At 31.6% G+C, this 26,734-nt stretch carries 20 protein-coding genes; 9 read left to right on the top strand and 11 right to left on the bottom strand.

All coding sequences use genetic code 11. The features are described from left to right. Positions 1-23 precede the first annotated feature (23 nt). The gene (locus tag ACTS9J_RS04675) at positions 24-2,423 is read right to left on the bottom strand and encodes a 3-hydroxyacyl-CoA dehydrogenase/enoyl-CoA hydratase family protein (protein ID WP_448352930.1); all 2,400 of its coding nucleotides are present in this window, start codon (positions 2,421-2,423) and stop codon (positions 24-26) included. Then, on the bottom strand, positions 2,407-2,868 hold the full coding sequence (locus ACTS9J_RS04670) for a MarR family winged helix-turn-helix transcriptional regulator (RefSeq protein WP_448352929.1): 462 nt from the start codon (positions 2,866-2,868) through the stop codon (positions 2,407-2,409). The genes ACTS9J_RS04675 and ACTS9J_RS04670 overlap by 17 nt, the downstream gene beginning before the upstream one ends. 326 nt (positions 2,869-3,194) lie before the next feature. Between ACTS9J_RS04670 and ACTS9J_RS04665 the strand changes: the two genes are divergently transcribed. Together ACTS9J_RS04665 and ACTS9J_RS04660 are read left to right on the top strand one after the other, a co-directional pair. After that, complete coding sequence (locus ACTS9J_RS04665) at positions 3,195-5,144, top strand: KUP/HAK/KT family potassium transporter (RefSeq protein WP_221854639.1); 1,950 nt, start codon at positions 3,195-3,197, stop codon at positions 5,142-5,144. 127 nt (positions 5,145-5,271) lie between these two features. Next, complete coding sequence (locus tag ACTS9J_RS04660) at positions 5,272-5,598, top strand: YegP family protein (protein ID WP_219035290.1); 327 nt, start codon at positions 5,272-5,274, stop codon at positions 5,596-5,598. Positions 5,599-5,707: 109 nt separating this feature from the next. Here the strand turns inward: ACTS9J_RS04660 and ACTS9J_RS04655 are convergent, their stop codons facing one another. After that, a complete protein-coding gene (locus ACTS9J_RS04655; RefSeq protein WP_038336951.1) occupies positions 5,708-6,172 on the bottom strand; it encodes a Dps family protein in 465 nt (154 codons plus the stop codon). Positions 6,173-6,424: 252 nt separating this feature from the next. Here ACTS9J_RS04655 and ACTS9J_RS04650 point away from each other — a divergent pair, with 252 nt between their 5' ends. Continuing rightward, the gene (locus ACTS9J_RS04650) at positions 6,425-6,961 is read left to right on the top strand and encodes a hypothetical protein (RefSeq protein WP_448352928.1); all 537 of its coding nucleotides are present in this window, start codon (positions 6,425-6,427) and stop codon (positions 6,959-6,961) included. A 45-nt stretch (positions 6,962-7,006) separates the two neighbouring features. Here ACTS9J_RS04650 and uvrA read toward each other — a convergent pair whose 3' ends face one another. After that, positions 7,007-9,832: an excinuclease ABC subunit UvrA gene (gene uvrA, locus ACTS9J_RS04645; RefSeq protein WP_448352927.1), complete on the bottom strand. Its 2,826-nt coding sequence runs from the start codon at positions 9,830-9,832 to the stop codon at positions 7,007-7,009. An 86-nt stretch (positions 9,833-9,918) separates the two neighbouring features. Next, the gene (locus ACTS9J_RS04640) at positions 9,919-10,956 is read right to left on the bottom strand and encodes a GyrI-like domain-containing protein (RefSeq protein ID WP_448352926.1); all 1,038 of its coding nucleotides are present in this window, start codon (positions 10,954-10,956) and stop codon (positions 9,919-9,921) included. A gap of 104 nt (positions 10,957-11,060) precedes the next feature. On the opposite strand from ACTS9J_RS04640, the gene ACTS9J_RS04635 reads away from it, so the two are divergent. Together ACTS9J_RS04635 and gdhA are read left to right on the top strand one after the other, a co-directional pair. Continuing rightward, positions 11,061-11,651 carry a DUF937 domain-containing protein gene (locus tag ACTS9J_RS04635; RefSeq protein ID WP_180905983.1) on the top strand — a complete coding sequence of 197 codons (591 nt, stop codon included), beginning with the start codon at positions 11,061-11,063 and terminating at the stop codon, positions 11,649-11,651. 199 nt (positions 11,652-11,850) lie between these two features. Then, a complete protein-coding gene (gene gdhA, locus ACTS9J_RS04630) occupies positions 11,851-13,200 on the top strand; it encodes an NADP-specific glutamate dehydrogenase (protein ID WP_221854634.1) in 1,350 nt (449 codons plus the stop codon). An 89-nt stretch (positions 13,201-13,289) separates the two neighbouring features. Here the strand turns inward: gdhA and ACTS9J_RS04625 are convergent, their stop codons facing one another. Both ACTS9J_RS04625 and ACTS9J_RS04620 read right to left on the bottom strand, forming a co-directional pair. Next, positions 13,290-13,967 carry a response regulator transcription factor gene (locus ACTS9J_RS04625; RefSeq protein WP_125350247.1) on the bottom strand — a complete coding sequence of 226 codons (678 nt, stop codon included), beginning with the start codon at positions 13,965-13,967 and terminating at the stop codon, positions 13,290-13,292. Next, complete coding sequence (locus tag ACTS9J_RS04620; RefSeq protein ID WP_125350246.1) at positions 13,957-15,279, bottom strand: sensor histidine kinase; 1,323 nt, start codon at positions 15,277-15,279, stop codon at positions 13,957-13,959. The genes ACTS9J_RS04625 and ACTS9J_RS04620 overlap by 11 nt, the downstream gene beginning before the upstream one ends. Positions 15,280-15,401: 122 nt before the next feature. On the opposite strand from ACTS9J_RS04620, the gene ACTS9J_RS04615 reads away from it, so the two are divergent. Together ACTS9J_RS04615 and ACTS9J_RS04610 are read left to right on the top strand one after the other, a co-directional pair. Continuing rightward, positions 15,402-17,768 (top strand): outer membrane beta-barrel family protein, encoded by a 2,367-nt coding sequence (locus ACTS9J_RS04615; protein WP_448352925.1) that lies wholly within the window; start codon positions 15,402-15,404, stop codon positions 17,766-17,768. Between the two features lie 49 nt (positions 17,769-17,817). Further along, a complete protein-coding gene (locus ACTS9J_RS04610; RefSeq protein ID WP_448352924.1) occupies positions 17,818-18,276 on the top strand; it encodes a GNAT family N-acetyltransferase in 459 nt (152 codons plus the stop codon). Positions 18,277-18,323: 47 nt separating this feature from the next. Here the strand turns inward: ACTS9J_RS04610 and ACTS9J_RS04605 are convergent, their stop codons facing one another. The 4 genes from ACTS9J_RS04605 to ACTS9J_RS04590 form a co-directional block, all read right to left on the bottom strand. After that, a complete protein-coding gene (locus tag ACTS9J_RS04605) occupies positions 18,324-19,073 on the bottom strand; it encodes an SDR family NAD(P)-dependent oxidoreductase (RefSeq protein WP_448352923.1) in 750 nt (249 codons plus the stop codon). 4 nt (positions 19,074-19,077) lie between these two features. Beyond that, positions 19,078-21,903 (bottom strand): hypothetical protein, encoded by a 2,826-nt coding sequence (locus tag ACTS9J_RS04600; protein WP_448352922.1) that lies wholly within the window; start codon positions 21,901-21,903, stop codon positions 19,078-19,080. A gap of 63 nt (positions 21,904-21,966) precedes the next feature. Next, positions 21,967-22,593 carry a carbonic anhydrase gene (locus ACTS9J_RS04595; RefSeq protein ID WP_125350240.1) on the bottom strand — a complete coding sequence of 209 codons (627 nt, stop codon included), beginning with the start codon at positions 22,591-22,593 and terminating at the stop codon, positions 21,967-21,969. A 6-nt stretch (positions 22,594-22,599) separates the two neighbouring features. Further along, the gene (locus ACTS9J_RS04590) at positions 22,600-22,878 is read right to left on the bottom strand and encodes a GNAT family N-acetyltransferase (protein ID WP_038337243.1); all 279 of its coding nucleotides are present in this window, start codon (positions 22,876-22,878) and stop codon (positions 22,600-22,602) included. A gap of 268 nt (positions 22,879-23,146) precedes the next feature. On the opposite strand from ACTS9J_RS04590, the gene dnaN reads away from it, so the two are divergent. Then, positions 23,147-24,265 (top strand): DNA polymerase III subunit beta, encoded by a 1,119-nt coding sequence (gene dnaN / locus ACTS9J_RS04585; RefSeq protein ID WP_038337242.1) that lies wholly within the window; start codon positions 23,147-23,149, stop codon positions 24,263-24,265. Between the two features lie 36 nt (positions 24,266-24,301). Then, a complete protein-coding gene (gene pheT / locus ACTS9J_RS04580; protein ID WP_448352921.1) occupies positions 24,302-26,731 on the top strand; it encodes a phenylalanine--tRNA ligase subunit beta in 2,430 nt (809 codons plus the stop codon). Positions 26,732-26,734 lie beyond the last annotated feature (3 nt).

Raw genomic sequence — 26,734 nt, 5'->3', positions numbered from 1 at the left:
TTACTTTTTACTTAATACAAATATTAATTACGCAACGGTTTACCTGTTTTTAACATATGCTGAATACGCTCTAATGTTTTTCTTTCTCCACAAAGAGATAAGAATGTTTCGCGCTCTAAGTCTAACAAGTATTGTTCTGAAACATAAGTTGATTCAGACAAATTACCACCTGTCATTACATATCCTAATTTATTCGCAATTAAACGATCATGATCCGAAGCAAAACGTCCAGCAACCATAGAATCTGTTCCAACATAGAACATTCCCATTGCTTCTTTTCCTAACACTTCTACTTTACGTTGAATTGGTTGTGTATAACCTGCTTCTGCCATAATAATTGCATGTTTCTTCGCTTCTGCAATTTGACGTTCGGCATTTACTACAACAATATCTTGCTCACGAATAATTCCCATATTCTTCGCTTCATAAGCTGAAGTTGCCACTTTCGCAGTTGCGATATTCATGAAATTATCACGTAAATGATTTACTTTTACATCATCTTTTAAAGCGAATTCAGTTGCACGGCGCGCAAATTCTTTCGAACCTCCACCACCTGGGATTAATCCAACTCCAACCTCAACCAAACCAATGTAAGTTTCGGCAGCAGCTACAATTTTATCCGCATGCATTGACATTTCGCAACCTCCACCAAGCGTCATTCCGTGAGGAGCAACAACAACTGGAATAGATGAATAACGAACACGCATCATTGTATCTTGGAACATTTTGATTGCCATATTCAATTCCCACCAATCTTGTTCTGCAGCCATCATCATAATCATGGCTAAATTAGCACCAACAGAGAAATTATCTCCTTGGTTACCAATTACAACTCCACGATAATCTTTTTCTGCTAACTCGATTCCTTTATTGATTCCTTGTAAAACTCCTCCTCCAAGAGAATTCATTTTAGAACGGAACTCAATATTGATGATTCCATCTCCTAAATCTTGAATAGATATTTCTTGGTTTGACCAGATTTCATTTGTTTTTCTGATGTTATCTAAAATAATAAATGCATCTTGACCTGGAATTAATTCGAATTGTTTTGATGATTGATTATAGAATAATTTCTTACCATTTTCGATTTTATAAAAAGAATCTGCACCTGAAACAGCTAATTCTTTTACCCAATCCGAAACCTTGAAACCTTCTGATTCTACTAATTGAATTCCGTTTTGTAACCCAACCAAGTCCCATGTTTCAAATGGACCATATTTCCAAGCGTAACCTGTTTTTAAAGCGTCATCAATTGGATAAAGTACATCTGTAATTTCTGGAACACGTTGAGAAACGTAAGCGAATAATGAAGCAAAATGTTTGCGAATCAATTCTCCAGCCTTACCAGAATCTTTCAATAAAATACCTAATTTATTACGCATAGATCCTGCATTTTTAGCAGTTTCTACAGCTGTAACTTTTGCACGTTCCATTGGACGATACTCTAACGTATCAAGATTTAAGGCAAAACGATTGGTATTCCCTTCTTTATCAATTTCTTTATAATAGAAACCTTTTTTCGCTTTATCTCCTAAGAATTTATTTTCGATTAAGAAATCCAAGAATTTTGAATCTTTCAAACCTTGGATCATTTCGTCATTTGGCGCATTTTGCTGTAAACCTTTTGTTACATTATATGCTGTATCCAAACCAACCAAATCACCCAATTTGAATGTTCCCGTTTTTGGACGACCCAAAATAGAACCTGTCAAAGTATCAACTTCTTCAATCGTTAATCCAATTTCTTGCGCCAATTCCATCACTTTCGCCATCGAGTAAACTCCTACTCTATTCCCGATAAAACCTGGCGTATCTTTACATAAAACTGGTGTTTTACCTAAAAATAAAGATGCATAGTTTTGGAAAAACTCAACAACAGATTTATCTGTTTGAGGAGTTGGGATAATTTCGAATAATTTTAAGTAACGTGGCGGATTGAAGAAATGCGTTCCGCAGAAATGTTTCTGAAAATCTTCTGAACGACCTTCAGCCATCAAATGAATTGGAATACCAGAAGTATTAGAAGTGACTAAAGTTCCTGGTTTACGGAAGTTATCTACACGCTCAAAAATAGATTGTTTAATATCCAATCTTTCGATCACAACCTCTATTACCCAATCCGAGTTTTTAATCTTCTCGAAATCATCATCAAAATTCCCTACAGTTATACGAGAAGCAAATGCTTTGTCATAAATTGGTGAAGGATTGCTTTTTAAAGCAGCATCTAAGTGAGTTTGAGCAGTTCTGTTACGAACTACTTTACTCTCTAAAGTAAGTCCTTTCGCTTGCTCTTGTGGTGTAAGCTCGCGAGGAACCATATCTAACATCAAGACTTCGACTCCGATATTTGCAAAATGACATGCAATACCAGAACCCATCACTCCTGATCCTAATACAGTTACGTGTTTAACGTGTCTTCTCATAATTGTTTTTAAATATTTTTTTGTCCGATATTAATTGGTTAATCTTATAAATCACTTCCAAGAAAATTTGCATTTTCTCTGGTTCGATGTGATTATTAATTGATTCATTAAATTGCAAAACAAAATGTTTTGAAATATCTCTCATTTTTAATCCTTCTTCAGTCAAAGTGATCAACACACTTCTCCCATCTTCTGGATTTGGTTTTCGAACGATAAAATTTCTTGCTTCTAAGTTTTTTAATGTTCTCGACAAGCTTGTTGGCTCTATTCCCATCTTTGGTCCTAGCGACGTACTTGGCGTACCTCCTTTCGGATCTATTGATAATAATGTAAAGGCATACACCATTGTAGAATCGTAAGCACCTGCTTGCTCATTATACATTTTCTGAACTGACAACCATGTTGAACGCAATAAATAATCTATCGTTAAATCTTCTCTTAACATATTTTAGTGTATGTCTAACAAATATAATCTTTTTTTTATTATGCAAGCATAATAAAGTTTTAAAATTTAATTTTGTTTAACAAATAATGATTCAATTTACTATTTCTCAATGAAATGTAACTTTAAATTATGATTAATAAAATAAATAGTATGATTAAATAATACTTAAATTTATTCCATTAATAAAAAACCGACTGTAGTAGTGTAAAAATACGCTATAATTAGTATCGAAAATAAGTATAATGTTGGTTTTGTATTATAAATAAATAAGATTGTTTAATCTCTTTTCAACGGCATACATTCGTAGAAATTTTAAAATACTGCTTATGGAATCAAACCATACGATGAACAAAGTAACAGCGGCAACGCTCTTAATCGCATTTGGAATCATTTACGGTGATATTGGAACAAGTCCTTTATATGTAATGAAAGCGATAATTGGCGAGAATCGCGTGATTGAAGAGAGCATTGTCTACGGAGGCGTATCATGTGTTTTTTGGACTTTGTGTTTTCAGACTTCTATCAAATATGTATGGTTGACACTAAAAGCGGATAATGATGGCGAAGGAGGAATTTTTTCTTTGTATTCATTAATCAAGAAAAAAGGTAAAAACCTAATTATTCCAACCATCATTGGAGCTTCTGCTTTGCTCGCCGATGGAATTATCACCCCCCCCGTTTCCGTCTCTTCTGCTGTTGAAGGACTACGAATGCTAAACGGACTCGAAAATCTACCTACTATACCTATTGTCATCTTTATCCTTTCGATGTTATTTTTCTTCCAACGATTTGGAACAAATAAAGTAGGAAAAATATTTGGACCATTTATGGTTTTATGGTTTACAATGCTTCTAGGCTTAGGAGTTTTACATATCGTACATCATCCAAGTATCATCAAAGCATTAAACCCTTATTACGCGTATAACTTGTTAATGAATTATCCTCACGGATTCTGGATTCTTGGTGCTGTATTCTTGTGTACAACAGGTGCTGAGGCATTATACTCCGATTTAGGACATTGTGGTCGAAAAAACATTAGAATTAGTTGGTTGTACGTTAAAATTTGTTTAGTAACAAACTATTTAGGGCAAGCAGCTTGGTTAATGCACCAAGACAACCCTATGTTAGACGGTAGAAATCCTTTCTACGAAATGATGCCAGATTGGTTCTTGATCCCTGGAATTTGTATTGCCACAGGTGCAGCTATTATTGCATCACAAGCTTTGATTACAGGATCTTTTACATTAATCAATGAAGCAATTAACTTAGGTTTCTGGCCAAGAACATTAATTATTCAACCAAACGAACACAAAAGCCAAGTTTATATTCCTACAATCAATTTTATGTTATGGGCTGGCTGTGTCTTTATCGTTCTATATTTCCGAGATTCGTCCCATATGGAAGCCGCCTACGGTCTTGCCATAACGGTTACCATGTTAATGACGACTTTCTTGTTATCCTATTATCTTAATTATTATACAAAATTCAACAAAGTATTTATTGTGGCAATTTTGTCGATTTTCGTAGCAATAGAATCTTCATTTTTCGTAGCAAATGTTGTCAAATTTGTTGATGGTGGCTATTTAGCATTATTAATGGGATGGCTGTTCTTTGTAATAATGTATTGTAGTTTTTACGGAAAAATTCTTAATTCACGAAACTTAGAATTCGTAAAAATAAAGCGCTACGCAAATGTATTAACAGAATTGAGCGAAGATAAAACAATCAATAAATACTCGACTTTCTTGTTTTACTTAACGAAATCTACGAATCCAAAAAATATCGAAAAATACAGTATTCAATCTATTTTATCAAAACGCCCAAAACGTGCAGATGTTTATTGGTTTGTAAACATTAACCGAGATAGTGAACCCTATACGTTGAGTTATAAAATATTGCCAATTGTCGATCAAAAAATATATCGAATTACATTTAATGTAGGATTTAGAGTTCAACCAAAAACAGAACAATATATCAAAAAAGTAATCAACGATATGTATGCAAATGGAGAATTAGAATTAAAATACCTGAGTACCTGTTTGAAAAAATACAATCAAGATCCTGACATGAAATTTGTTTTGATTGAGAAATTTCCTTCAATTGAAACCAAATTAAGTATGAAAGAATTTTTCACACTAAAAGTTTATTATTTATTAAAGAAAATAGAATTCAACATTCCGAAATCTTTTGGTCTAGAAAAGAACGACGTTGTTATAGAACACATTCCTCTTTATATGCACAAACATAATATTGACGATTTAAAAAGAATTCAATAAGAAATAGAAATCCTGAAATAATTTTTCAGGATTTTTTTTGTAAATATTTTATAGATTGATAATTATCAAATAATTTTTATAAATTTATATCAATCAACAAAATAAAATATTTATAAAAAATTAAATTATGTTCGAAATTTATCAAGACAAAGCAGGAGAATATCGTTTTCGTTTGAAAGCTAAAAATGGACAAAATATTTTGGCAAGCGAAGGTTATAAACAAAAAGCAAGCTGCGAAAACGGAATTGAATCTGTTCGCAAAAATTCGCAAGATGATTCTAAATACGAATTAAAAGAAGGTGCTTCTGGTAAATGGCATTTCAATTTAAAGGCAACAAATGGACAAGTAATTGGGACAAGCCAATCGTACGAAACTGAATCTGGCGCTAAAAATGGAATTGCTTCTGTAAAAACAAATGCTGCTGATGCAGAAATAAAAGAAGTAGAAGGTTAATTACAAACCGTCATAAAAAGCTGAAGCCTTGGATAAATCCAAGGCTCAACCTAATTAACACTAATATGAATTAACACTAAAAACTTATGAAGTAAAATAATGTTCAACTTTATTTTAGATGCGATCCAAGCATCCAAGCAGTTTTTTGATGTTGTTCTAATAAACCAACTAAGAAATCCGAAGTTGAGATATCATGAAATTCATCAATTTCTACTACAGCCTGCGCCAAAAAGTCAATAATAACTTCGTGATCGTGTAGTAAATCAGCAATAAAACTTAAACTATCTTTGTTTTCAGTTTTTCTTGTTTCTGATAAGTGAGCTAACTGCAAATACTCTGCCATAGTTGCTGGTGCATAAACATCTTTTTGACGAATTTTTTCTGCAACATCATCTATAACAATTTGTAACTCGTTATATAACGATTCAAAATACACATGTATTGTCTGAAAATCAGGACCTTCTACATTCCAATGTGCATTTCTTGTTTTTAAGTATAAAATATGTTCATCAGCTAATAATTTAATTAAAATATCAGCGATTTTTTGCTTTTTTTCTGGCGATAATAATTTCATATGATTAAATTTTATATTGTCTATTTGATTAACTTTACTAATGCAAATATAAAACCAGAAAATGAATGAATTATAGATTTATTAAATCTTATTTCTATTCTTTTATAATTAAAAACTATGAACGACTCGAATTAACTTAAAATAAATAATGATGTTTACTTAAAAACAGAATTACTATTTTTGATAAGACAAATTTATAGTGGTTTTTTCAATTAGAGCCATTTTTAAAAGTTAAAAATTAATTAAATTTCTATGAAAAAGTTTCTTTTATTTATCATTTCTTTAACCCTAAGCAATACTTCTTTTTCTCAAACAAATCAAAATCAAACACTTAATGACAATTGGCGTTTCGGTGGTGGTTTGGGACTATCTTTTGGGAATAATAGTTATTTTGGATTTAATATTTCTCCAAGTGTTGGATACATGGTTGCAAACAATTTAGAATTGGGTGCGACAGCTGGCTATCAGTATGCAAAAGATGATTATGTAAAACAAAATTTGTTTAATGTTGGTCCTTACATTAACTTTTTTCCAATCGAAAATATTTTCTTGAGAGCCAATTATATGTACTACACAGGAAAACAAAAATACAACGATCGTACGCCATATTACAACAGTATTTATGAAGCTAACATGGACGAATCTGCGTTATGGTTGGGAGCTGGATATCAATCGAGTGGACCAGTAAGATTTCAAGCTGGTGTGATGTACAATGTTTTATACAAAGAAAACGAAAGTATATTTTCTTCAGGATTACAACCTTTTATGGGCGTTTCAATCGGATTATAAGTCATAAAAAATCCATCTAAAGTTTTTAGATGGATTTTTTTATATTTATTTCAATTCGTCTTTTAAAAATTTTCCTGTCACACTTTTAGAATTTTTAGCAATTTCTTCTGGTGTTCCTTCGGCGACAATTTTACCTCCTTTACCTCCACCATCAGGACCAATATCAATCACATAATCAGCCAACTTTATCACATCTAAATTATGCTCGATGATGATAACCGTATTTCCAAATTCCACAATTTTATTAATCACTTTCATCAACACATTTACATCTTCGAAATGCAAACCTGTTGTCGGTTCATCTAAAATATAAATTGTTTTTCCTGTCTGTTTTTTTGCCAATTCTGTTGCTAATTTCACACGTTGCGCTTCTCCTCCACTCAATGTTGTCGACTGCTGACCAAGCGTGATGTACCCCAAACCTACATCTTGCAACATTTTTACATAACGATATATTTTCGGAATTGCTTCAAAGAATTCTACCGCTTCATTTACCGTCATTTCTAACACATCCGAAATCGATTTTCCTTTATAGCGAACCTCCAACGTTTCGCGGTTAAATCGTTTTCCATTACATGTTTCACATTCAACATGAATATCAGGTAAAAAATTCATTTCAATTACACGCAAACCTGCTCCTTGACAAGTTTCGCAACGTCCACCTTTTACATTAAATGAAAAACGTCCAGGTTTATAACCTCTAATTTTCGCTTCAGGTAAATTTGTAAACAACGTACGAATATCAGAGAAAATTCCCGTATAAGTTGCAGGATTAGAACGAGGCGTACGACCAATTGGCGATTGATCAACTTCGATTACTTTATCCAAATGTTCTAAACCTTCGATTTTTTTGTAAGGCATTGGATCTTTTTCTGCTCTAAAGAAATGTTGATTCAGAATTCTGTACAATGTTTCATTAATCAACGTTGATTTTCCAGAACCCGAAACACCCGAAACCACAACCAATTCACCCAAAGGAATGGTAAGATTTACATTTTTTAGATTATTTCCTGATGCACCAAAAAGTTTCAATTCTAATCCATTACCTTTTCTTCGTTCTTTTGGAATTTCGATTTGTAACTGATTGTTTAAGTATTTTGATGTTAATGTATTTGATTTCAACATTTGTTCCGGCTCACCTTCCCAAACAATTTGACCACCATTTTTTCCTGCTTTTGGTCCAACATCAACCACATAATCCGATTCCAAGATCATGTCTTTGTCGTGTTCTACAACCAAAACCGAATTTCCGATATCGCGTAATTTCTTCAACGAATCAATCAATCTGACATTATCGCGTTGATGCAAACCAATACTTGGCTCATCTAAAATATACAACACATTTACCAGTTGAGAACCAATTTGAGTTGCCAAACGAATTCGCTGCGCTTCGCCTCCAGAAAGGGTTCTCGAAGAACGATTAAGACTCAAATAATCTAATCCGACGTCTAATAAAAAAGATAAACGTGTATAAATTTCTTTCAGAATCTCGTGCGCAATTTGTTGTTGATTCGACGTCATCGAAACTGGCGCATTTTCAATCCATTTTTGCAACGATTGAAGATCCATTTCTGCAACTTCTCCAATATTTTTATTGTCAATTCGGAAGAAAAGCGATTCTTTTTTAAGGCGTTTTCCTTCGCAAGTTGGACAAATAACTTTCTTTCCAAACTTTTTGCTAATCGAACTTGAAGACGGATTATTTTTATCTTCCATTATTTCAGAAAGAAATTCATTCAATCCTTCAAAATCAATTTTATATGTTTTTTTGACTGATGCAAACTTAAGATCAACATTCAAGGTTTCTTTCAAACCATTCATTACATCATCAATCAATGCTTGAGGAAGTTTTTTGAATGCTACTTTTTGATCTACATTATGTTTGACAAAAATCGCTTCCAATTGTTTTTCTATTCGAGAAGATGATTTTAACGCTTCAAATAATTCTTCCAAATTATCAAACAACGATTTTTCGCTATCTTGAAATAATTTTTCGTGATTAACCACTTTCAACTCACCTAGACCTGTACAAGTTGGACAAGCTCCTTTTGGCGAATTGAACGAAAATGTATTCGGTTCTGGCAACGCATATGACATTCCTGTCGATGGGCACATTAACGAACGAGAAAAGAACTTCGTTTCATTGGTTTCGTAATCCAAAATCATCGTAATTCCGTTTCCTTGCTGCATTGCATGATCGATACTTGAACGCAAACGTTGATCGTTTACCTTATCATTCAGCAACATTTTATCCACAATCAACTCAATATCATGCGTTTTGTAGCGATCTAACATCATTCCTGGTACAATATCTTTCAACTCGCCATCAATGCGCATTTCAAGAAAACCTTTTTTAGAATATGTCACAAAAACCTCACGATAATGACCTTTTCTTGAACGTACAATTGGTGCTAAAATCGCAATTTTCTTTCCGCTATATTGTGTACGAATCAACTCAATGATTTGCTCTTCTGTATAAGCAACCATTTGTTCGTTTGTTTCAACAGAAAAAGCCGTAGAAGCACGCGCATACAACAAACGAAGAAAGTCATAAATTTCTGTAATTGTACCAACAGTAGAACGCGGATTTTTATTGGTCGTTTTTTGCTCAATTGCAATAACTGGTGACAAACCATCAATTTTATCAACATCTGGACGTTCCAAACCACCTAAAAATTGACGCGCATAAGCCGAAAAAGTTTCGATATAACGACGTTGTCCTTCTGCATAAATCGTGTCAAAAGCCAACGAAGATTTTCCACTACCACTTAAACCCGTGATTACCACAAGTTCGTTTCGAGGAATCTTTACATCAATATTTTTCAGATTATGTTCACGTGCACCGTAAACTTCAATAAAATCTTTGTCCATGTTCGTTTGTAAGAAGTTGCAAAAATACAAAAAAAGCCACATTTCTGTGGCTAAGTGTACTTTAAAAATTGTTAATTCTTAAGTATTTATTGTTTCTTAATTGGAATATAAATTCGAGAAATTAGTTTTAAACTATCAGTTTCCTTCGGATCGTTTAACATAATCTCTAATTGTTTTGTATCCAATTGTAGTTTTTTAGATTTTGCATAATTCTTCATTTTTTCGATTGTTTTCGCACGCTTAGAACGAGGTCCTAAATGCAATGTCAACAAATAATCTCCACCAGGAACAACCACTTTTTTCATCTCTTTTTGCAAAGGCAAATCTTCTATTAATTGTATTCCAGCAAAAAATGTTGTCTTATCTTTTTCTTTATCAAAATCAGTAAAATAGACATATGGGAAACCTAGATCGAAATCAAAACCACCTTCATCTTTATTCATTAATGATTTATAAATCACCTCAAAAGCGCCATCCACTTTAGCCATTATATCTTTTTCTGCTAAACTTGACTGTTTACGAATTGCTAATAAATTTGTTCGACCTAATTCTACAATTCGATATTCACCATAATTCAATCGACCTTCTTTTTGATCCTTATCTAATCTAACTTTCACTTTTTGATTGAGGTTATCCAAAGATTTTTCAAATTTAGATTCAGGATTTTTGAAAAAAGCAAAATAGCGGTAGAAATAAGGAATTTCTTGACTTAAATAATTCAATTTTGCAGTTGTTTTCCCATTTTCTTGTTGTTCAAATTTAACATTAAGACTATCTAATTTTTCCCAACCATCATACTTTATCGTATAATTGACGAAACGATTTATCGAAAAATTTTCAATCGTTACTTTTCCAGAAGCAATTGAAGCATCTTCAGAATCCCAAATCATATAATTTTCGTCCTCTTCTTTTGTATTAGAAAATTTCTTGATTGTCAAAGAATCCGCAGCTGTAAATTGTTGCCATTTCGAAAATTGACGAAGATTATAAAATTCGTCGTACACCAAACCAACAGGGGCATCAAATTCATATTGCATTTCTTCATCGAAACGACTTGGTAAAACGATTGGCAATAAAGCCAAAACCGCAATAATGATTACTAAAAAAAGATTTATTTGTTTCATTTACAAAATTGATTGTACAAAAATAGAAATACTTTGTAGGACTCTTAATATTAATCTGAATTAATCTGTTAAAAATAGTATATTTGAGTAAATAATATAAACTTATGGACTTTACAAATTTAATTCAGGGTGCAATGGGACAACAAATTGTTGGTTCTGCTGCAAAACAATTAGGGATTAATGAATCTCAAGCTCAAACTGCTGTTGCAGCAGCTGTACCTTTTTTATTGTCTGCTTTAAATAAAAATGCACAAGGCGGAGGTGCTGAAGGAATTTCGAATGCTTTAAATCAACATGACGGGAGCATTTTGGATAATCTTTCTGGATTTTTAGGTCAAGGAGGAAATCAACAAGATGGATTAGGAATTTTAGGTCACGTTTTAGGAAATAAACAACAAAATGTAGAATCTGCAATTTCTCAACAATCTGGATTGAATACAGCACAAGTTACTCAAATTTTAGCGTTAGTTGCACCAATTGTAATGGGCTATTTGGGTAAACAAAAACAGTCTGCTGGATTAGATTCAAATGGAATTGCTGGTTTATTAGGCGGTTTAGTTGGTGGTTCTACAACTCAAACAAACCAAAGTGGAGTAAATTTAGGTGGTTTCGAAAAATTGTTAGATCAGGATGGTGATGGACAATTAGGAATTGGAGATGCCATGAGTTTATTGGGTGGATTTTTTAAAAAATAAGTCTTGTCTTAAACTGAATAAAAATACAAAATTTATTAAGCAGGAAATTTTCCTGCTTTTTTTGTTTCAAAAATTATCAACCTATATATTCTAAGTATTCGAAATTATCAAATTCATAAATATTAAAAGTTTGATTTAAAAAATATATTATTTTATTTGTTATTTATTATAATTTTATCAACAATAAAACACAAATAGCATGGATACTTTATTTTACTCAGAAAAATTCATTCAAAGAATTAAATCAAAAAACCCTAACGAAAAAGAATTTTTACAAGCAGTTGAAGAAGTTTCCGAAACCATTTTACCATTTGTAGAAGAAAACCCTAAATACAAAAAGTTCAAAATTCTTGAAAGAATTGCAGAACCAGAACGTATTATTCAATTTAGAGTAACTTGGGTTGATGATAAAGGCGAAATCCAAATCAACAAAGGTTATCGTGTACAAATGAATTCTGCGATTGGTCCTTATAAAGGTGGTTTGCGCTTTCATCCATCTGTTAATCTTTCTATTCTTAAATTCTTAGCTTTTGAACAAGTTTTCAAAAACAGCTTGACAACTTTACCTATGGGTGGCGGAAAAGGTGGTTCTGATTTTGATCCAAAAGGAAAATCGGACATGGAAATTATGCGCTTCTGCCAATCTTTTATGAGCGAATTATCTCGTCATATTGGTGCAGATGTCGATGTTCCTGCTGGTGATATTGGCGTTGGAGGACGAGAAATTGGTTATTTATTTGGTCAATACAAACGAATGCGAAACGAATTTACAGGTGTTTTAACTGGAAAAGGATTAGAATATGGTGGCTCTTTGATTCGCCCAGAAGCTACTGGTTATGGTTTATTATATTTTGTAGAATGTATGTTAGCCGAAAAAAAAGAAACCTTAAAAGGAAAAACAGTTTCTATTTCTGGTTCTGGAAATGTTGCACAATATGCTGCTGAAAAGTCTCTGGAATTAGGCGCAAAAGTGGTTACACTTTCTGATTCTTCTGGATATATTTATGATGAAGACGGTTTTGATACAGAAAAACTAAATGTCATTTTCAAAATTAAGAATGATGATTACGATAGAATTTCAAAGTATGTTGATTATTATCCAAACGCTAAATTTTTCTCCGACCAAAATCCTTGGAAAGTTCCTTGTGATATAGCTTTGCCATGTGCAACACAAAACGAATTGGATTTACAAGATGCGCAAACTTTACATCTCAATGGTTGCAAATTGGTTGCCGAAGGTGCTAATATGCCAACAACTCCCGAAGCGGTTCATTATTTTTTGGATCATCAAATTTTATACGGTCCTGGAAAAGCTGCGAATGCTGGTGGTGTTGCAACTTCTGGATTGGAAATGTCTCAAAATTCGATCCGTCAAAATTGGAACAGAGAAAAAGTAGATTATCGATTAAAAGAAATTATGATAAAAATTCATCACCAATGTAAAAAATATGGAAAAGGTGAATTTCAAGAAAATATAAATTATTACAAAGGCGCTAATATAGCTGGTTTCGTAAAAGTTGCCGATGCTATGATTGCTCAAGGAATATAAAAATCCATTTATAAAATTCGGTTCCCTTTACTGAATTTAGAATTCAATTGTTTGTTATTAAAGCTGGACTTCTGTTCAGCTTTATTTTTTTAGAGTGGAAAATTAATTTTAAAACCAATACCTCGAACAGATTCAAATTTTATCATTTCGTCGTTCTGAAAATATTTGCGCAAACGTGTCATAAAAACATCCAAACTTCTACCCATAAAATAATCGTTTTCACCCCAAATTTTTTCTAAAATCTCTTTACGACTCACTAATTTTTGATTATTCTGAATCAAGAAACTCAACAATTCTGCTTCTTTTTCTGTTAACTGAAATTTTTCTTCTTGATAAGATAATTGCAATTGATTTGGAAGAAAAACATAAGCTCCAATTTTGATCAATTCTTCTAAAACAGGTTGATTTCGTTTCAAAATATTTTTTATTCGCAAGACCAATTCTTCAGGATCGCAAGGTTTTGTGATATAATCATCTGCACCTAATTTCAAACCTAAAACACGATCAAAACTTTGCGCCTTAGCAGTCAAAAATAAATATGGAATTGTAATGGTTTCGGCTAATTTTTTCGCCAAAGAAAAACCATCAATTTCGGGTAACATGACATCAAAAATGATTAATTGAGCTGATTCCAACGATTCTATTTCCTTCAATAGTTTTTGTGGATGATCAAACCAAGTCACTTCAAAATCAGAAAATTCTAGATATTGTTTGAGAACAGTTCCCAAATCTTGATCATCTTCTACTAAAATTAATTTAGTTTTCATTCGGCAAAATGATTAAAAATTGAACACCTTTGTCTTTATTATTCTGAACGTTAATTGTTCCTAAATATCGTTCGATTGTATTCTTGACCAAAAATAATCCAACACCCAAACCGCTTACATTTTGGTTAATAGAACGATTCACACGATAATATTTATCAAAAATAAGAGGCAAATCATTGGTTGGAATTCCAATTCCATTATCCGAAAAATTCAATGTTATTTTTTTTTGAAATTTAAAATCTAATACAATTTCAGTAGCTCCATATTTGACTGAATTTTCAATTAAATTCTGAGCAATTTGTTTAAAATCGTTTGTTTTCAGTACATTATTTTTCTCGAAAATACTTTGATTAATAAGTTTAATTTCTGGATATTGAAGTTGAATCTTTTGGATAATTTCATTCAAAATAACCTCATCTAACAATTCAGAATTTTCGTCATTTTTCACAAAAATAGAATCAACAGTTTGCTCCAAACGATTAATTTGTCTGTTCATCATTTGTTGCGTTTCTGGATGTTGAACTTGATGCAAAGCAAATTTCATCGTCGTAATTGGCGTATTCAATTCATGCGCAATAGAGTCTATTGTCAAATGTAATTGATTGATTTTTTCTTCTTGTTTCGATAAATTTTTAAGACTTTTCCAATACAAAAAGACAATTAATCCAACAATCAACAAACTCACAATGATTAAAGGAATAATTTTCTTGAGAATTAAAAATTTCAAATTCAGTAATTCAAAATCTGTCTTTCCTCTAATTTTATATTTATGACGTTCATTTTTATTAATTCCTAAATCAGAATCTGTTTGATTACTAATATCATCCGATGACCAAACACTTTGATTAATATTAGTTGGTTTCGCAATTTTATTTGTCGTTTCGTAAATCACATACTTTTTCTTTGGCAATAATTCTTTATGATTCAATTCATCATAAACCGAATAAACATCTGTACGAAGCGCTATTTCAAAATTATTTTCCTTAGAATAAACGTCTAATAGAGAATCTACAATTGGCGTATAAATCTCATAATTATAATCTACTTTCGTTCGAATTATTTGTAATTCATCAAACTGTTTTTTTTCATCATGATTCAGTTTTTTGAAATAATCTAAAATCTTATCATCATTAGAATCTGTTTCATATTTTGACATAAAATTCATCACTTTAACTCCAATTTCACACGCCTCTTTATTCATATCTTTCTCAATCAATCGATACAAATTGTAGATATAATACCCTTGCAATGCAACCAAAACGATCAATGCAAAAGAGAAAATAAATGTATAATGTTTTTTAGATAATTTCATAAGCTTTCCATCAATTCAAAAATACATTGTTTTCGCACATAAATTACACATTAACTCATCGTTAACCGTTCATTAACCAAGTAAAATCGAAACTTGAAAGAGATTTGTTAAAAATCTGAACCATGAAAATAGTAATGACCTTTTTTTTATTACTTCCTAATTTAATTTTTGCACAAATTATTTCTGGAAAAATTATAGATGAACAAAATCAACCAATCAAAAACAGTTCTATTGAAGTTGAAATTCCTTCACAAGATCCGATTGTAACTGAATCGAATGAAAATGGCGAATTTAATTTTGAGCTTCATCAAGCACAATCATTTACAATTTACATTAAAGAATTTGGTTACCAAGAATTTGAAAAGACATATCAAGCTAACTCAGAAAACTCTTTGATTATTACGCTTCAAAAAGATGAAACAATTAACTTAAAAGACGTTGTTATTTCTGGTCAAAAACCTTTATTGAAACGAAAAATTGATCGAATAGAATTTAATGTCGAAAATACGCCTTTGCAAAATTTAAGTGCTTGGGACATCGTAAAAAATACACCAAATGTTCTTCTAAAAAATGATCAATTAAGTGTAAGAGGAAATACACAAATTTTGGTTACTATAAATGATAAAAAAACACTAATGTCCCAAGATGATTTGAAACAATTGTTAGAAAATACAGATGGTGCCACAGTTTCTTCGGTTGAAGTCATTACCAATCCGCCTGCAAAATATGAGGCTTCGGGAAGTGCGATTATTAACATTAAAATGAAGAAAAATGTACTTTCTGGTTACAAAGGACAAATTGCGACACGCTATCATCAATCGATTTATAGCAAAGGAATGTTGGGAACTTCGCAATCTTACAACACAGAAAAATGGCAATTGACAGGAAGTTATTATTTTGTGAATGGAAAATATATTCGCAAGAATTTTGATGTAACAATTTATGAAAAAGATCAAACCCGCTGGGAAAGTGACATGATTCGCCGAACAGTCGCGAAACAACAACATATTTACAACTTTGCTTCTCAATATTCAATCGATAGTTTACAGAATTTTCAGTTTGGAATAAATGGTTCAAGAAATCCTGCATCAATTGGAAATTATAACGTTCCGACGAATATTTACAATACAACAAATAATCAACTTGAATCATTTTATAAAACACAAAATCATCGTCGCGAATCTTCAAATAATTTTAATACATATTTGGTTTATGACAAAAAATTTGGGCAACATAATTTGACGTGGAGCAACAATTTTAGTCATCCTTATTACAAAGAAAATCAAGATGTTTTAACAAAATTGAATTTCAAGGATAAACCTTATGAAGAAAATCGTTTTTTGAGCGCGGCACTTCAAAAATTGAATCTATTTTCTACACAAATTGATTATAGCTTGACCGAAGAAAATTATGGTTTGGAAGCTGGAGCGAAATATAGTTTTGTGAAGAATGATAATGATTTAGATTTCTTTGAGTCGATTCAAAATCAAATCGAATATCACCCCGAAAAAAGTAATATTTTTGATTACAAAGAACAGATTTTTGCGTTGTATATTTCTGGAAATTACAAATGGAAAAAATGGGAAGCAAAAGCTGGTTTGAGATCTGAAACAGCTCTTATAAATACGATTTCTGATAATCCAATTAGCCAAAATAAACGAACAAATACCGATCTTTTTCCAACTTTATATGTACTATATAATTTTGAAAATGCTGGACAAATTGGTTTGAATTATGGAAAAAGAATTGATCGACCAGATTATAATTTCTTGAATCCTTCAAAATCATATTACAATCTGTTTTCTTATTTTCAGGGCGATGCCAATGCGATTTCTACGATTATCCACAATTTGAGTTTATCTTACACTTTGAAAGATTGGAATTTTGAAGCCTATTATCGATACGAGAAAAATCCAACGATGGAAATTTCTATTCAAAATCCTGAAACTTTCGAAACAGTTTATCATTTTACAAACATCAAAAATGGAGAAGCTTTTGGAGCAAATCTTTCGAAAAATTTTAATCTAAAATCGTGGTGGAAACTGAATTTATTTACAATGGGAGAATATAATCAAAACTATTATTTTGGGCCAGATAATCTGCAATACAAAAACGATGTCTTTTTTTATCACCTTTCATTGAGCACTCAATTTGATTTAGACAAAGCAAAAACATTTAATATTTCGACAGGATATCATTATAATTCCCCAGCTATTCAAGCTTCATTTGATATTAGTTCTTCTCAAAACACCTATTTGATTTTAAACAAAAAAATATGGGATAAACGTTTTGAAATTGGTTTGGTTTTCAATGATATTTTTAAAACTGATCGCAATACGATTTCTACGAAATACGCAAACCAAAATCAATATTTCAAAGATTATCGCGATACACAATATTTTATGTTGAATTTGAAATACAATTTCGGAAACCAGAAAGTAAAAGAAGCGAAACAAGCGGAAAAAACTGCAGAACAAAATAGAATTTAGCGTTACAAAAAAAACTTAAGTTTTATTAAATTTGAGGAAAAGCAATAAAATGAATTCAGTAAAAATCATTCGAACAAATTCTTCTAACAAAGATTTTCAAGAATTGGTAACAGAATTAGATAAAGATTTAGCGATAAGAAATGGCGAATTTCATTCTTTCTTTTCGCAATACAATAAAGTTGACAAAATAAATCACGTTGCTATCGCCTATTTAAACGAAAATCCTGTTGGTTGTGGCGCTATAAAACATTATTATGATACAACGATGGAAGTGAAAAGAATGTATGTAAATCCTGATTTTAGAGGAAATAGAATTGCAGCTAAAGTTCTGAATGAGTTAGAAAATTGGGCAATCGAATTAAATTATGAACGATGTATTTTGGAAACTGGATTGAAACAACCCGAAGCAATCTCGTTGTATGAACGATGTGATTACACAAGAATCGAAAATTACGATCAATACAAAGACATCGAAGAAAGTGTTTGTTATGAGAAAATATTGAACTAAAAAAGCCTCTAAAATAGAGGCTTTCAAATGAATATATTTTTAAAATTTTATCCTTTATAAATAACAGTTCCTCCAGCTTGCGCTTTTGGAAAAATTGTAACATCGGCAATTTGTACATGTTCTGGTTGTTGCAACAAATACTCTATTGCATTTGCAATATCCTCTCCAACCAATGGCTCAAAACCCTTGTATACATTATCCGAAAGTACTTGATTTCCTTTGAAACGAACCAAAGAAAATTCTGTTTCTACTGCTCCTGGTGCAATATTGGAAACTTTGATTCCGTAAGGCAACAAATCATAACGCATTCCTTTACTCAACGATTCTACCGCCGCTTTCGACGCACAATATGTTCCTCCATTTGGATAAACTTCTTTTCCTGCAATCGACGAAATGTTGATGATATGCGCATTTGATGATTGTTTAAGAATTGGAATAATTGCTTTCGAAACGTAAATTAATCCTTTTACATTGATATCAATCATTGCTTCCAAATCTTCCAAATCAGCTGTATCAAAAGGTGATAATCCGTGCGCATTTCCCGCATTATTGATTAAGATATCAATATTTTTCCATTCATTTTCTAAACTTTCTACTGCATTAAAAACAGCTTCCTTGTCTCGAACATCAAATTGAATGGTTTTCACGTCCGTAATTTGACTCAATTCTGCCTGAATTTCATCTAATCGTTCTTGACGGCGCCCACACAAAATTAAACGATAATTTGGTGCTAATTTCTTTGCTGTCGCCATTCCTATGCCAGATGTTGCTCCGGTTATGAAGACTGTTCTATTCATTTTCTTAAATTATTAAAAGTGCTTTTTTAAGACCGTCTAAGATACAAGCTAAAAAGAAATTAAAAAATGATTTATCCTGTTTTCGTTCGATATTTTCTACTTTTTCTTCTTTCATTTTTCCACGCGAATCATTCTTTACAGCAGCGTTTCCTATAGCCGACAAAAATTTTCTTTTCGAACCATCATCACGCAAAACATTCACTTTCAAATCTTGATAATCTATTCCAAAATTTCCGCTTGCAGCTTTATCATTTCCATCAAAATTAAATTTTATTTGATTGAAAAATCCGTCTACAGAAACCTTAAGATACGGTTTCACAAAAGGATCAAGATTTTTTGCAGGAAGTTTTGAAATTGAACCATTGATATTAAATTTCTCTGAACGATTCATTGGATTAAATGTCCAATTTGCACGCAAATCACCATTCATAAACTCTGAACGCCAATCAACATCAACATCTGGCAGCGATTTTTTACGATAACCCGAGTTAACATTTTTAACCGTTGCATTTATAGACGAAAACGTCAATTTTCCTGTTCCGATACTTTTAGCCGTTTCCTCTTCATATTCTAATTTAGAGTTGACCAATTGCAATTGTTTCACCCCTAAATCGAATTTCATTTCACGTAATTTTTGTGAAAACATTGTTTTACGTTTTGTGTCATCAGGTGGAACCAAACTTCTATAAATATTTGCATAAAGCTGGTTCAATTTTATTTGATTGGCTTTCAAAAAGAAATCTTTGGATGGAGAAATTCCCCACTGAATTCCATTTCCTTCTAATTGATTGACAGAAACAGTGTATAAATCGGCTTGTTTATCTAATGAAGCTGTATACGCTTTTCGAGTAAGTTTTGGTGTTAATTTTAATTGATTCAACGTCAAGTTTCCATTCTGAAATTGCAAAGCTCCAGTATTCATCTTATACATTTTTCCTAAATCGAAATCAATTCCTGAAGATTTTAACAACACAGATTTATACGAAAATGGTATTGCTTCTTGAATAGTTTTTGGATCAACATTGATTTGATTAAACGCTAACTGAATTTGCTTCAATGTTAAATTCGGCGTTTTTTGTTTATAAGGAACCACATCTAAATGTCCATTTACCAACGAAATTTTATCAACTTTTATAACATCATTAAACTCTTTTGAGGTTTTTCCTTCGCGCTGCGCCACTCGTCTTGGTTGTCCATAAATCGTAAATTTTGGATTTTTGAAAATAACATGATTAACATGAAGTTCTTTCCCATAATCATTTTTCAATCCTAAAACCTTCAAATTAACATTATTGAAATCAAATTTTTGTGAAGCAATAAAACGCGATTGCTTGATTTGAATCGTATCAATTCCAAGATTAAAATTAATCAAGAACTTTTCTGTTACATTTTCAACTTTCTTCGCAATAACTTTTTCATTCTTTTGATCAATGATTTTCACATTTACCTCATCCAATTTGATTGAATTTGTATGAAAATAGAAATCACCATTTTTTATTCCCCAACTGTTATTATTTAACGTCAAAATTGGTGCTTCGACATCTAATAATGTGTTTGATTTTGTATAATTTCGATTAAATTGATTTTTTGAAATTAATGGTTTCATTTTGAAATTTTTCAGAATCAATTTCTTTTCTGTCAAATCAAAATTAGATGCTGTTAACGTGTGCATTTCATTCAATCGATAATACATCGAATCCAACTTAATACGGAAAGTTTTATAATCAATCGGAATATCATTTGTTCGCGTCAACGCATTCATTTTTATTCCTTCGATATTTAACGACACATTATTTATTGCATATTTTACCGTTTTTGCATTCGAGAAGAGTGAACGAATTTTACCATTTTCTATTTGTAATTTTTTGATATTAATTAACTCCGCATCTTCCGTTTTTATGCTTACTTTTTTAGTTGATTGTTTCTCAACTTTATTCTCAGGTTTGGCAGAAATAATGGTAATTTTTGGATTTTTGAATTTGATTAAATCTGTTTTAAAATATAATTTATCTTCTGAAGTAAATCCCCAATCCATCTTAGAAAGCGAAAGAAGTGGTGATTCAATATCCAATAAATCATTTTCAGAATCGTTTGGAACGTACATTTTTCCGTTCATTTTAAGCGGTTTCATCAAGAAATTATCCAACTCAAAATCAGTTTCATTAAAACGAACTTTTCGTGCTCTAATCAATTGTTGATCTTTTACCACAAAAAACATCGAATCTAATTTAATATCAAAAGCAGAATATCTGAACGGAATTTTTTTGTCCGCTGTTCGCTCATTGAAACGAACGCCATCAAAATCGATCGAAAAATTAGAAACATTTGCTATATGTTTTTTTCCTGATTGAGAATACAAATTAAACTCGCCATTGTTGATATTCACATTGGAAACATCTATACTTTGCCCAACTTTGGATTGTGCTGTATCTTTTTTGACCGAATCTTTTTTCTCTTTGAGATAATAATTTACAGAAGGATTATTGATGTTGATTGAATATGCTGCAACTTCTTTTTTGGTAATTAATTTTATAAAATTGATACCGACAATATTTATTTCTTTCACTTTTCCTGTTGCGTCAATCGAATCCTTTATTAACAACGAATCTTTTGGAGAAACTTCAACATTTTTTAGTGATAAAGACGAATTAAAAATAGAAAAGCTCAAATCTTCGTAAGTCAGATTATAAGCGGTATCGTTTTTTTCTGCAATGATTTTTGGAAGTCGATCATTCAGAAAATAGGAGATGTAAAAACTTAAAATAAAAAGTACCGCAATAATTGAAATTAAAGCGATACCTATTTTTTTTATCCAACGGTTGTTAATCATTGATATAGTTTGGTTAACAGTCTTAAGAACAATTATTATACCAGATATAACAAAATGTTAAATTTATTCGTTGATATCGTAGATTTCTTTGATATTTTCTAAGATTTTATCGAAGTTTAAATTCAAATCAATTAATTTTCCAGTAAACAAATCGAACACCCAACCATGTACTTCTAATCCATTTTCCATTGCACGTTGTACAAAAGGATTTTTTACCACATTTACACATTGTTCTTGTACATTTAGCTCTACCAAACGGTTGTAACGCATTCCTTCGTTTTCGATTGCATTCAATTCTTCTGAATGTAAACGATAAACATCACGAATATTACGCAACCAAGGATTCATAATTCCTAAATCTTTCGGAATCATTGCAGATTTAATCCCACCACAATTATAATGTCCACAAACTACAATATGTTTCACTTTTAGGTGTTCTACCGCATAGTCTAAAACAGAAGTGGTATTCATATCCAAACTAATTACCATGTTCGCTATATTGCGGTGTACAAAAACCTCACCTGGCTCCGCTCCCAACAATTCTTCTGCCGTCACACGACTATCCGAACAACCAATGTAAAGCACTTCTGGATTTTGACCAGCCGAAAGCTTATCAAAATATTGCTCGTCTTGTCCTAAACGTTTATTTACCCACTCTTGATTGTGTTCAAAAACTTTTTCTAAATTCATAATTTTCTAAATTACATCTTGCACTTCTGGATGTTTACCAACATAAACGCTCACATAACTACAAAATGGTATGATTTTCAACTGATTTTTTCTTGCGTAATCTACAGCTTCTAACACTAACTTTTCTGCCAAACCTTGCCCTCTCAATTCAGGATTAACACCTGTATGATTAATCAACATTTGTTCTTCTTTCAGCATAAAAGTTAATTCGCCAACTTCTTTATTATTCTCATCAAGAAGTATAAAAACGCCATTTTTTCCTTCTAAATTCAATTCAATTTTCATAGAATAGTATTTTAAATTCAAATTAATCTTTTTGGATGAGATTTGGTCAAAAAGATTTGTTAAAAGTCTCAATATACAAGACAAATTTACGGGTGAAAAGTTTTTAATTCAAAGAAAATTTAAACAAATAATAACAATCAATTTACAATCATCTTTCTATTTGATAATCAACAACAAGCTATTCTATATAATATTTAATGTATAGGTTTGAGTTTTTTACTTGATTATTTATTACATTTGTTAGATATTTTAAGGAAATATTCTTCATATGAAATTTATTGTATCGAGCAACACGTTATTAAAAAATGTTAACTTAATCGGAGGGGTTATTAACTCTAATAATACTTTACCAATCCTTGATAATTTTTTATTCGAATTGGATGGTAGCCAATTAACTATCACTGGTTCTGATTTAGAAACAACAATTTCAACAACTTTAGAAGTTGAGTCTAATGATAATGGAAAAATTGCAATTCCATCAAAAATCTTAACTGATACGTTGAAAACTTTCCCTGCGCAACCGCTTACTTTTATCCAAAAAGAAGGAAATACATTGGAAATTGTTTCAGAACAAGGAAATTATCAGTTAGCATTCGAAGACGCAAACGAATATCCTCAAACTCCAGATATCGAAGACGCAAGCTCTACAACACTTAGTGCAAGCATTTTATCAGAAGCAATTATCAAAACTATTTTTGCGACAGGAAACGACGAATTACGTCCAATTATGACAGGAGTCTTCTTTCAAGCAAATGCAGATATTTTCCGTTTTGTTGCTACAGATGCGCATCGTTTGGTAAAATATACACGCAACGGCTTAGACAATTTACAAGCTGCTGAATATATTATGCCTAAAAAACCACTTAACTTATTGAAAAATATTTTAGGAGGAAATAATGACGATGTTACAATAGAATACAACAACACAAATACACGTTTTTCATTCCAAAATATCGTGTTAACTTGTCGTTTGATTGATGGTAAATATCCTAATTATGAAGCGGTAATTCCAAAAGAAAATCCAAATGTATTAACGATTAACAGAAACTTATTCTTGACATCTTTGAAACGTGTGGCAATTTTCTCTAACAAAACAACAAACCAAGTTCGATTAAAATTAGTTGGAAATTCATTGACAATTTCTGCTGAAGATATCGATTTTGCAAACAAAGCAGAAGAAAGACTTCCTTGTGATTACAACGGAACTGACTTACAAATCGGTTTCAATTCTCGTTTTTTAATCGAAATGTTGAACAATTTACAATCAGAAGAAATAACATTGGAAATGTCTGAGCCAAATCGTGCAGGAATCATCAAACCAGTTGATGGACTAGAAGATGGCGAAGAAATCTTAATGTTAGTTATGCCAGTTATGTTAAACGCATAATCAAAAAGAATACATAAAATTCATTTATACAATACAATGAAAATTTCATACAATTGGCTAAAAACCTACATTGATACAGATATAACACTTGATGAAGTGTCTTCAACACTTACAAGTACGGGTCTAGAAGTAGAAGGTGTAGAGCAAGTAGGTGGAGCTAAAAATTATTTGGAAACCGTATTAGTTGGTAAAGTTCTATCAGCTATACCTCATCCGAATGCAGATAAATTAAAAGTTACTAAAATAGATTTAGGAGATGGAAAAGAAACGCAAATTGTTTGTGGAGCTCCTAATGTTGCAGCGGGTCAAAATGTACCTGTGGCAACTGTCGGAACGGTTTTACCTTCTCCTGATGGTGAATTTAAAATCAAGAAGGCAAAAATTCGTGGTGAAGAATCTTTCGGAATGATTTGTTCTGAAGTAGAATTAGGAATTGGTACAGATCATTCTGGTATTTTAGTTTTACCAGAAAATTTAAAACCTGGAACTTCTACGTTTGATCTTTTCGGAAAAAATGATGAAGTTGACCACGAAATCGAAATTGGTTTAACGCCAAATCGTGCGGATGCAATGTCACATTTCGGTGTAGCGCGTGATTTACATGCTGCGCTTAAAACTCGTGATATCGCTTCAACATTCAAAACATATGATGTCTCAAATTATCCTACGACAGATTTCGGAAAAAGTCCTATTTCTATCGAGGTTAAAGATACAGAAGCAGCGCCTCGTTATGCAGGTGTTTACTTAAAAAATCTAAAAGTTGCTGAGTCGCCAGATTGGTTAAAAAATCGTTTGCAAGTTATTGGATTATCACCAATTAATAATGTGGTTGATATTACCAATTACATTTTACACGATTTAGGACAACCTTTACATGCTTTTGATGCAGCTAAAATTGAAGGAAATAAAGTGATCGTTCAAAAATTAGCAGAAGGAACAAAATTCACAACTTTAGATGGCGTTGAACGTACATTAAAAGGACATGAATTGATGATCTGCAACGAAAATCATCCAATGTGTATTGCAGGAGTATTCGGAGGAAAAGATTCTGGAGTTTCGGATGCTACTACAACTATTTTCTTAGAATCAGCATATTTTGAACCTGTAACAATTCGTAAAGGTGCAAAAGCACATGCTTTGAATACAGATGCTTCTTTCCGCTTTGAACGTGGAATTGATCCTAACACAACAATCGATGCATTGAAAAAAGCTGCGATGATGTTAGTTGAAATCGCTGGCGCTGAAATTGCATCTAATATTGATGATATTTACGAAAATCCAATTCAAAACTTTAATGTAAAATTACGTTTACATAAAGTGGTTGAATTATTAGGAGTTGAAATTCCAGAACATAAAATCAAATCGATTTTAGAAAATTTAGAAATTAAAATTTTGTCAGAAAATGATGGAATTTTAGATTTAGAAGTTCCAGCTTATCGTGTAGATGTACAACGTGATGTAGATTTGATTGAAGATATTTTGAGGATTTATGGATACGATAATATCGAAATTCCTTCAAAATTTTCGTTTTCTTATGTTCCAAATCAAAAAGTTAGTCCAGATAAAATCGAAGATTTTATTGCGCGTCAATTGATTTCTTTCGGATTCAATGAAGCGATGAATAACTCGTTAACGAAAAGAGAATACGAAGAAATTTTCTTTTATCCAGAAGGTGAAAGTGTTGCAATGTTAAATCCTCTTTCTGCTGATTTAGCTGTAATGCGTCGCACTTTGTTGAATGGTTTATTAGAAAATGTTGCGTTCAATATCAATCGTCGTAATTCGGATGTTAAATTGTTCGAATTTGGGAAAGTTTATCGCAAAATTGATGGTATTTACGAAGAAAATAAATGTTTAGGAATCGTTCTTTCAGGAAACTTTAATAGCGAATCGTGGACAGGTAATTTACGTAAAGCTTCATTTGCTGATTTGAAAGGTTTGATTAAACAAATTTTTGTTCGATTAGATATTCAAATTACAGATGAGTTACCTGCAAAAGATGATAATTTCTTAGATGGAATTGAATTTGTTTCTGGTCAAAAATCATTAGGAAAACTTGGAATCATCAGCAAAAAATTAGCAAAAAAATTAGGCGTTAATCAAGATGTTTTCTTTGCTCAATTAAATTGGGATGCAATGGTTGCTTTAGCAAACAAACACGATTTGAAATACAAAGAAATCTCTAAATTCCCAGGTTCTCGTAGAGATTTAGCTTTATTGCTTGATTCTTCTGTGAAATATGAAGAATTGTACAAAGCGACAAAAGAAGTCAAAACGAATTTGTTGAAAGCCGTTAATTTATTCGACGTTTACGAAGGAGATAAATTGCCAGCTGGTAAAAAATCGTATGCTTTAAGTTTTATGATTCAAGACGAAAATAAAACATTAAGCGATCAAGAAATTGATGGTTTAATGAATAAATTAATCAAATTGTATCAAGAAAAATTCAACGCTGAGTTGAGATAAAAT

The organism is Empedobacter sp. ULE_I140 (assembly GCF_053482575.1).
This window is presented reverse-complemented; position numbering and strand designations above follow the sequence as displayed.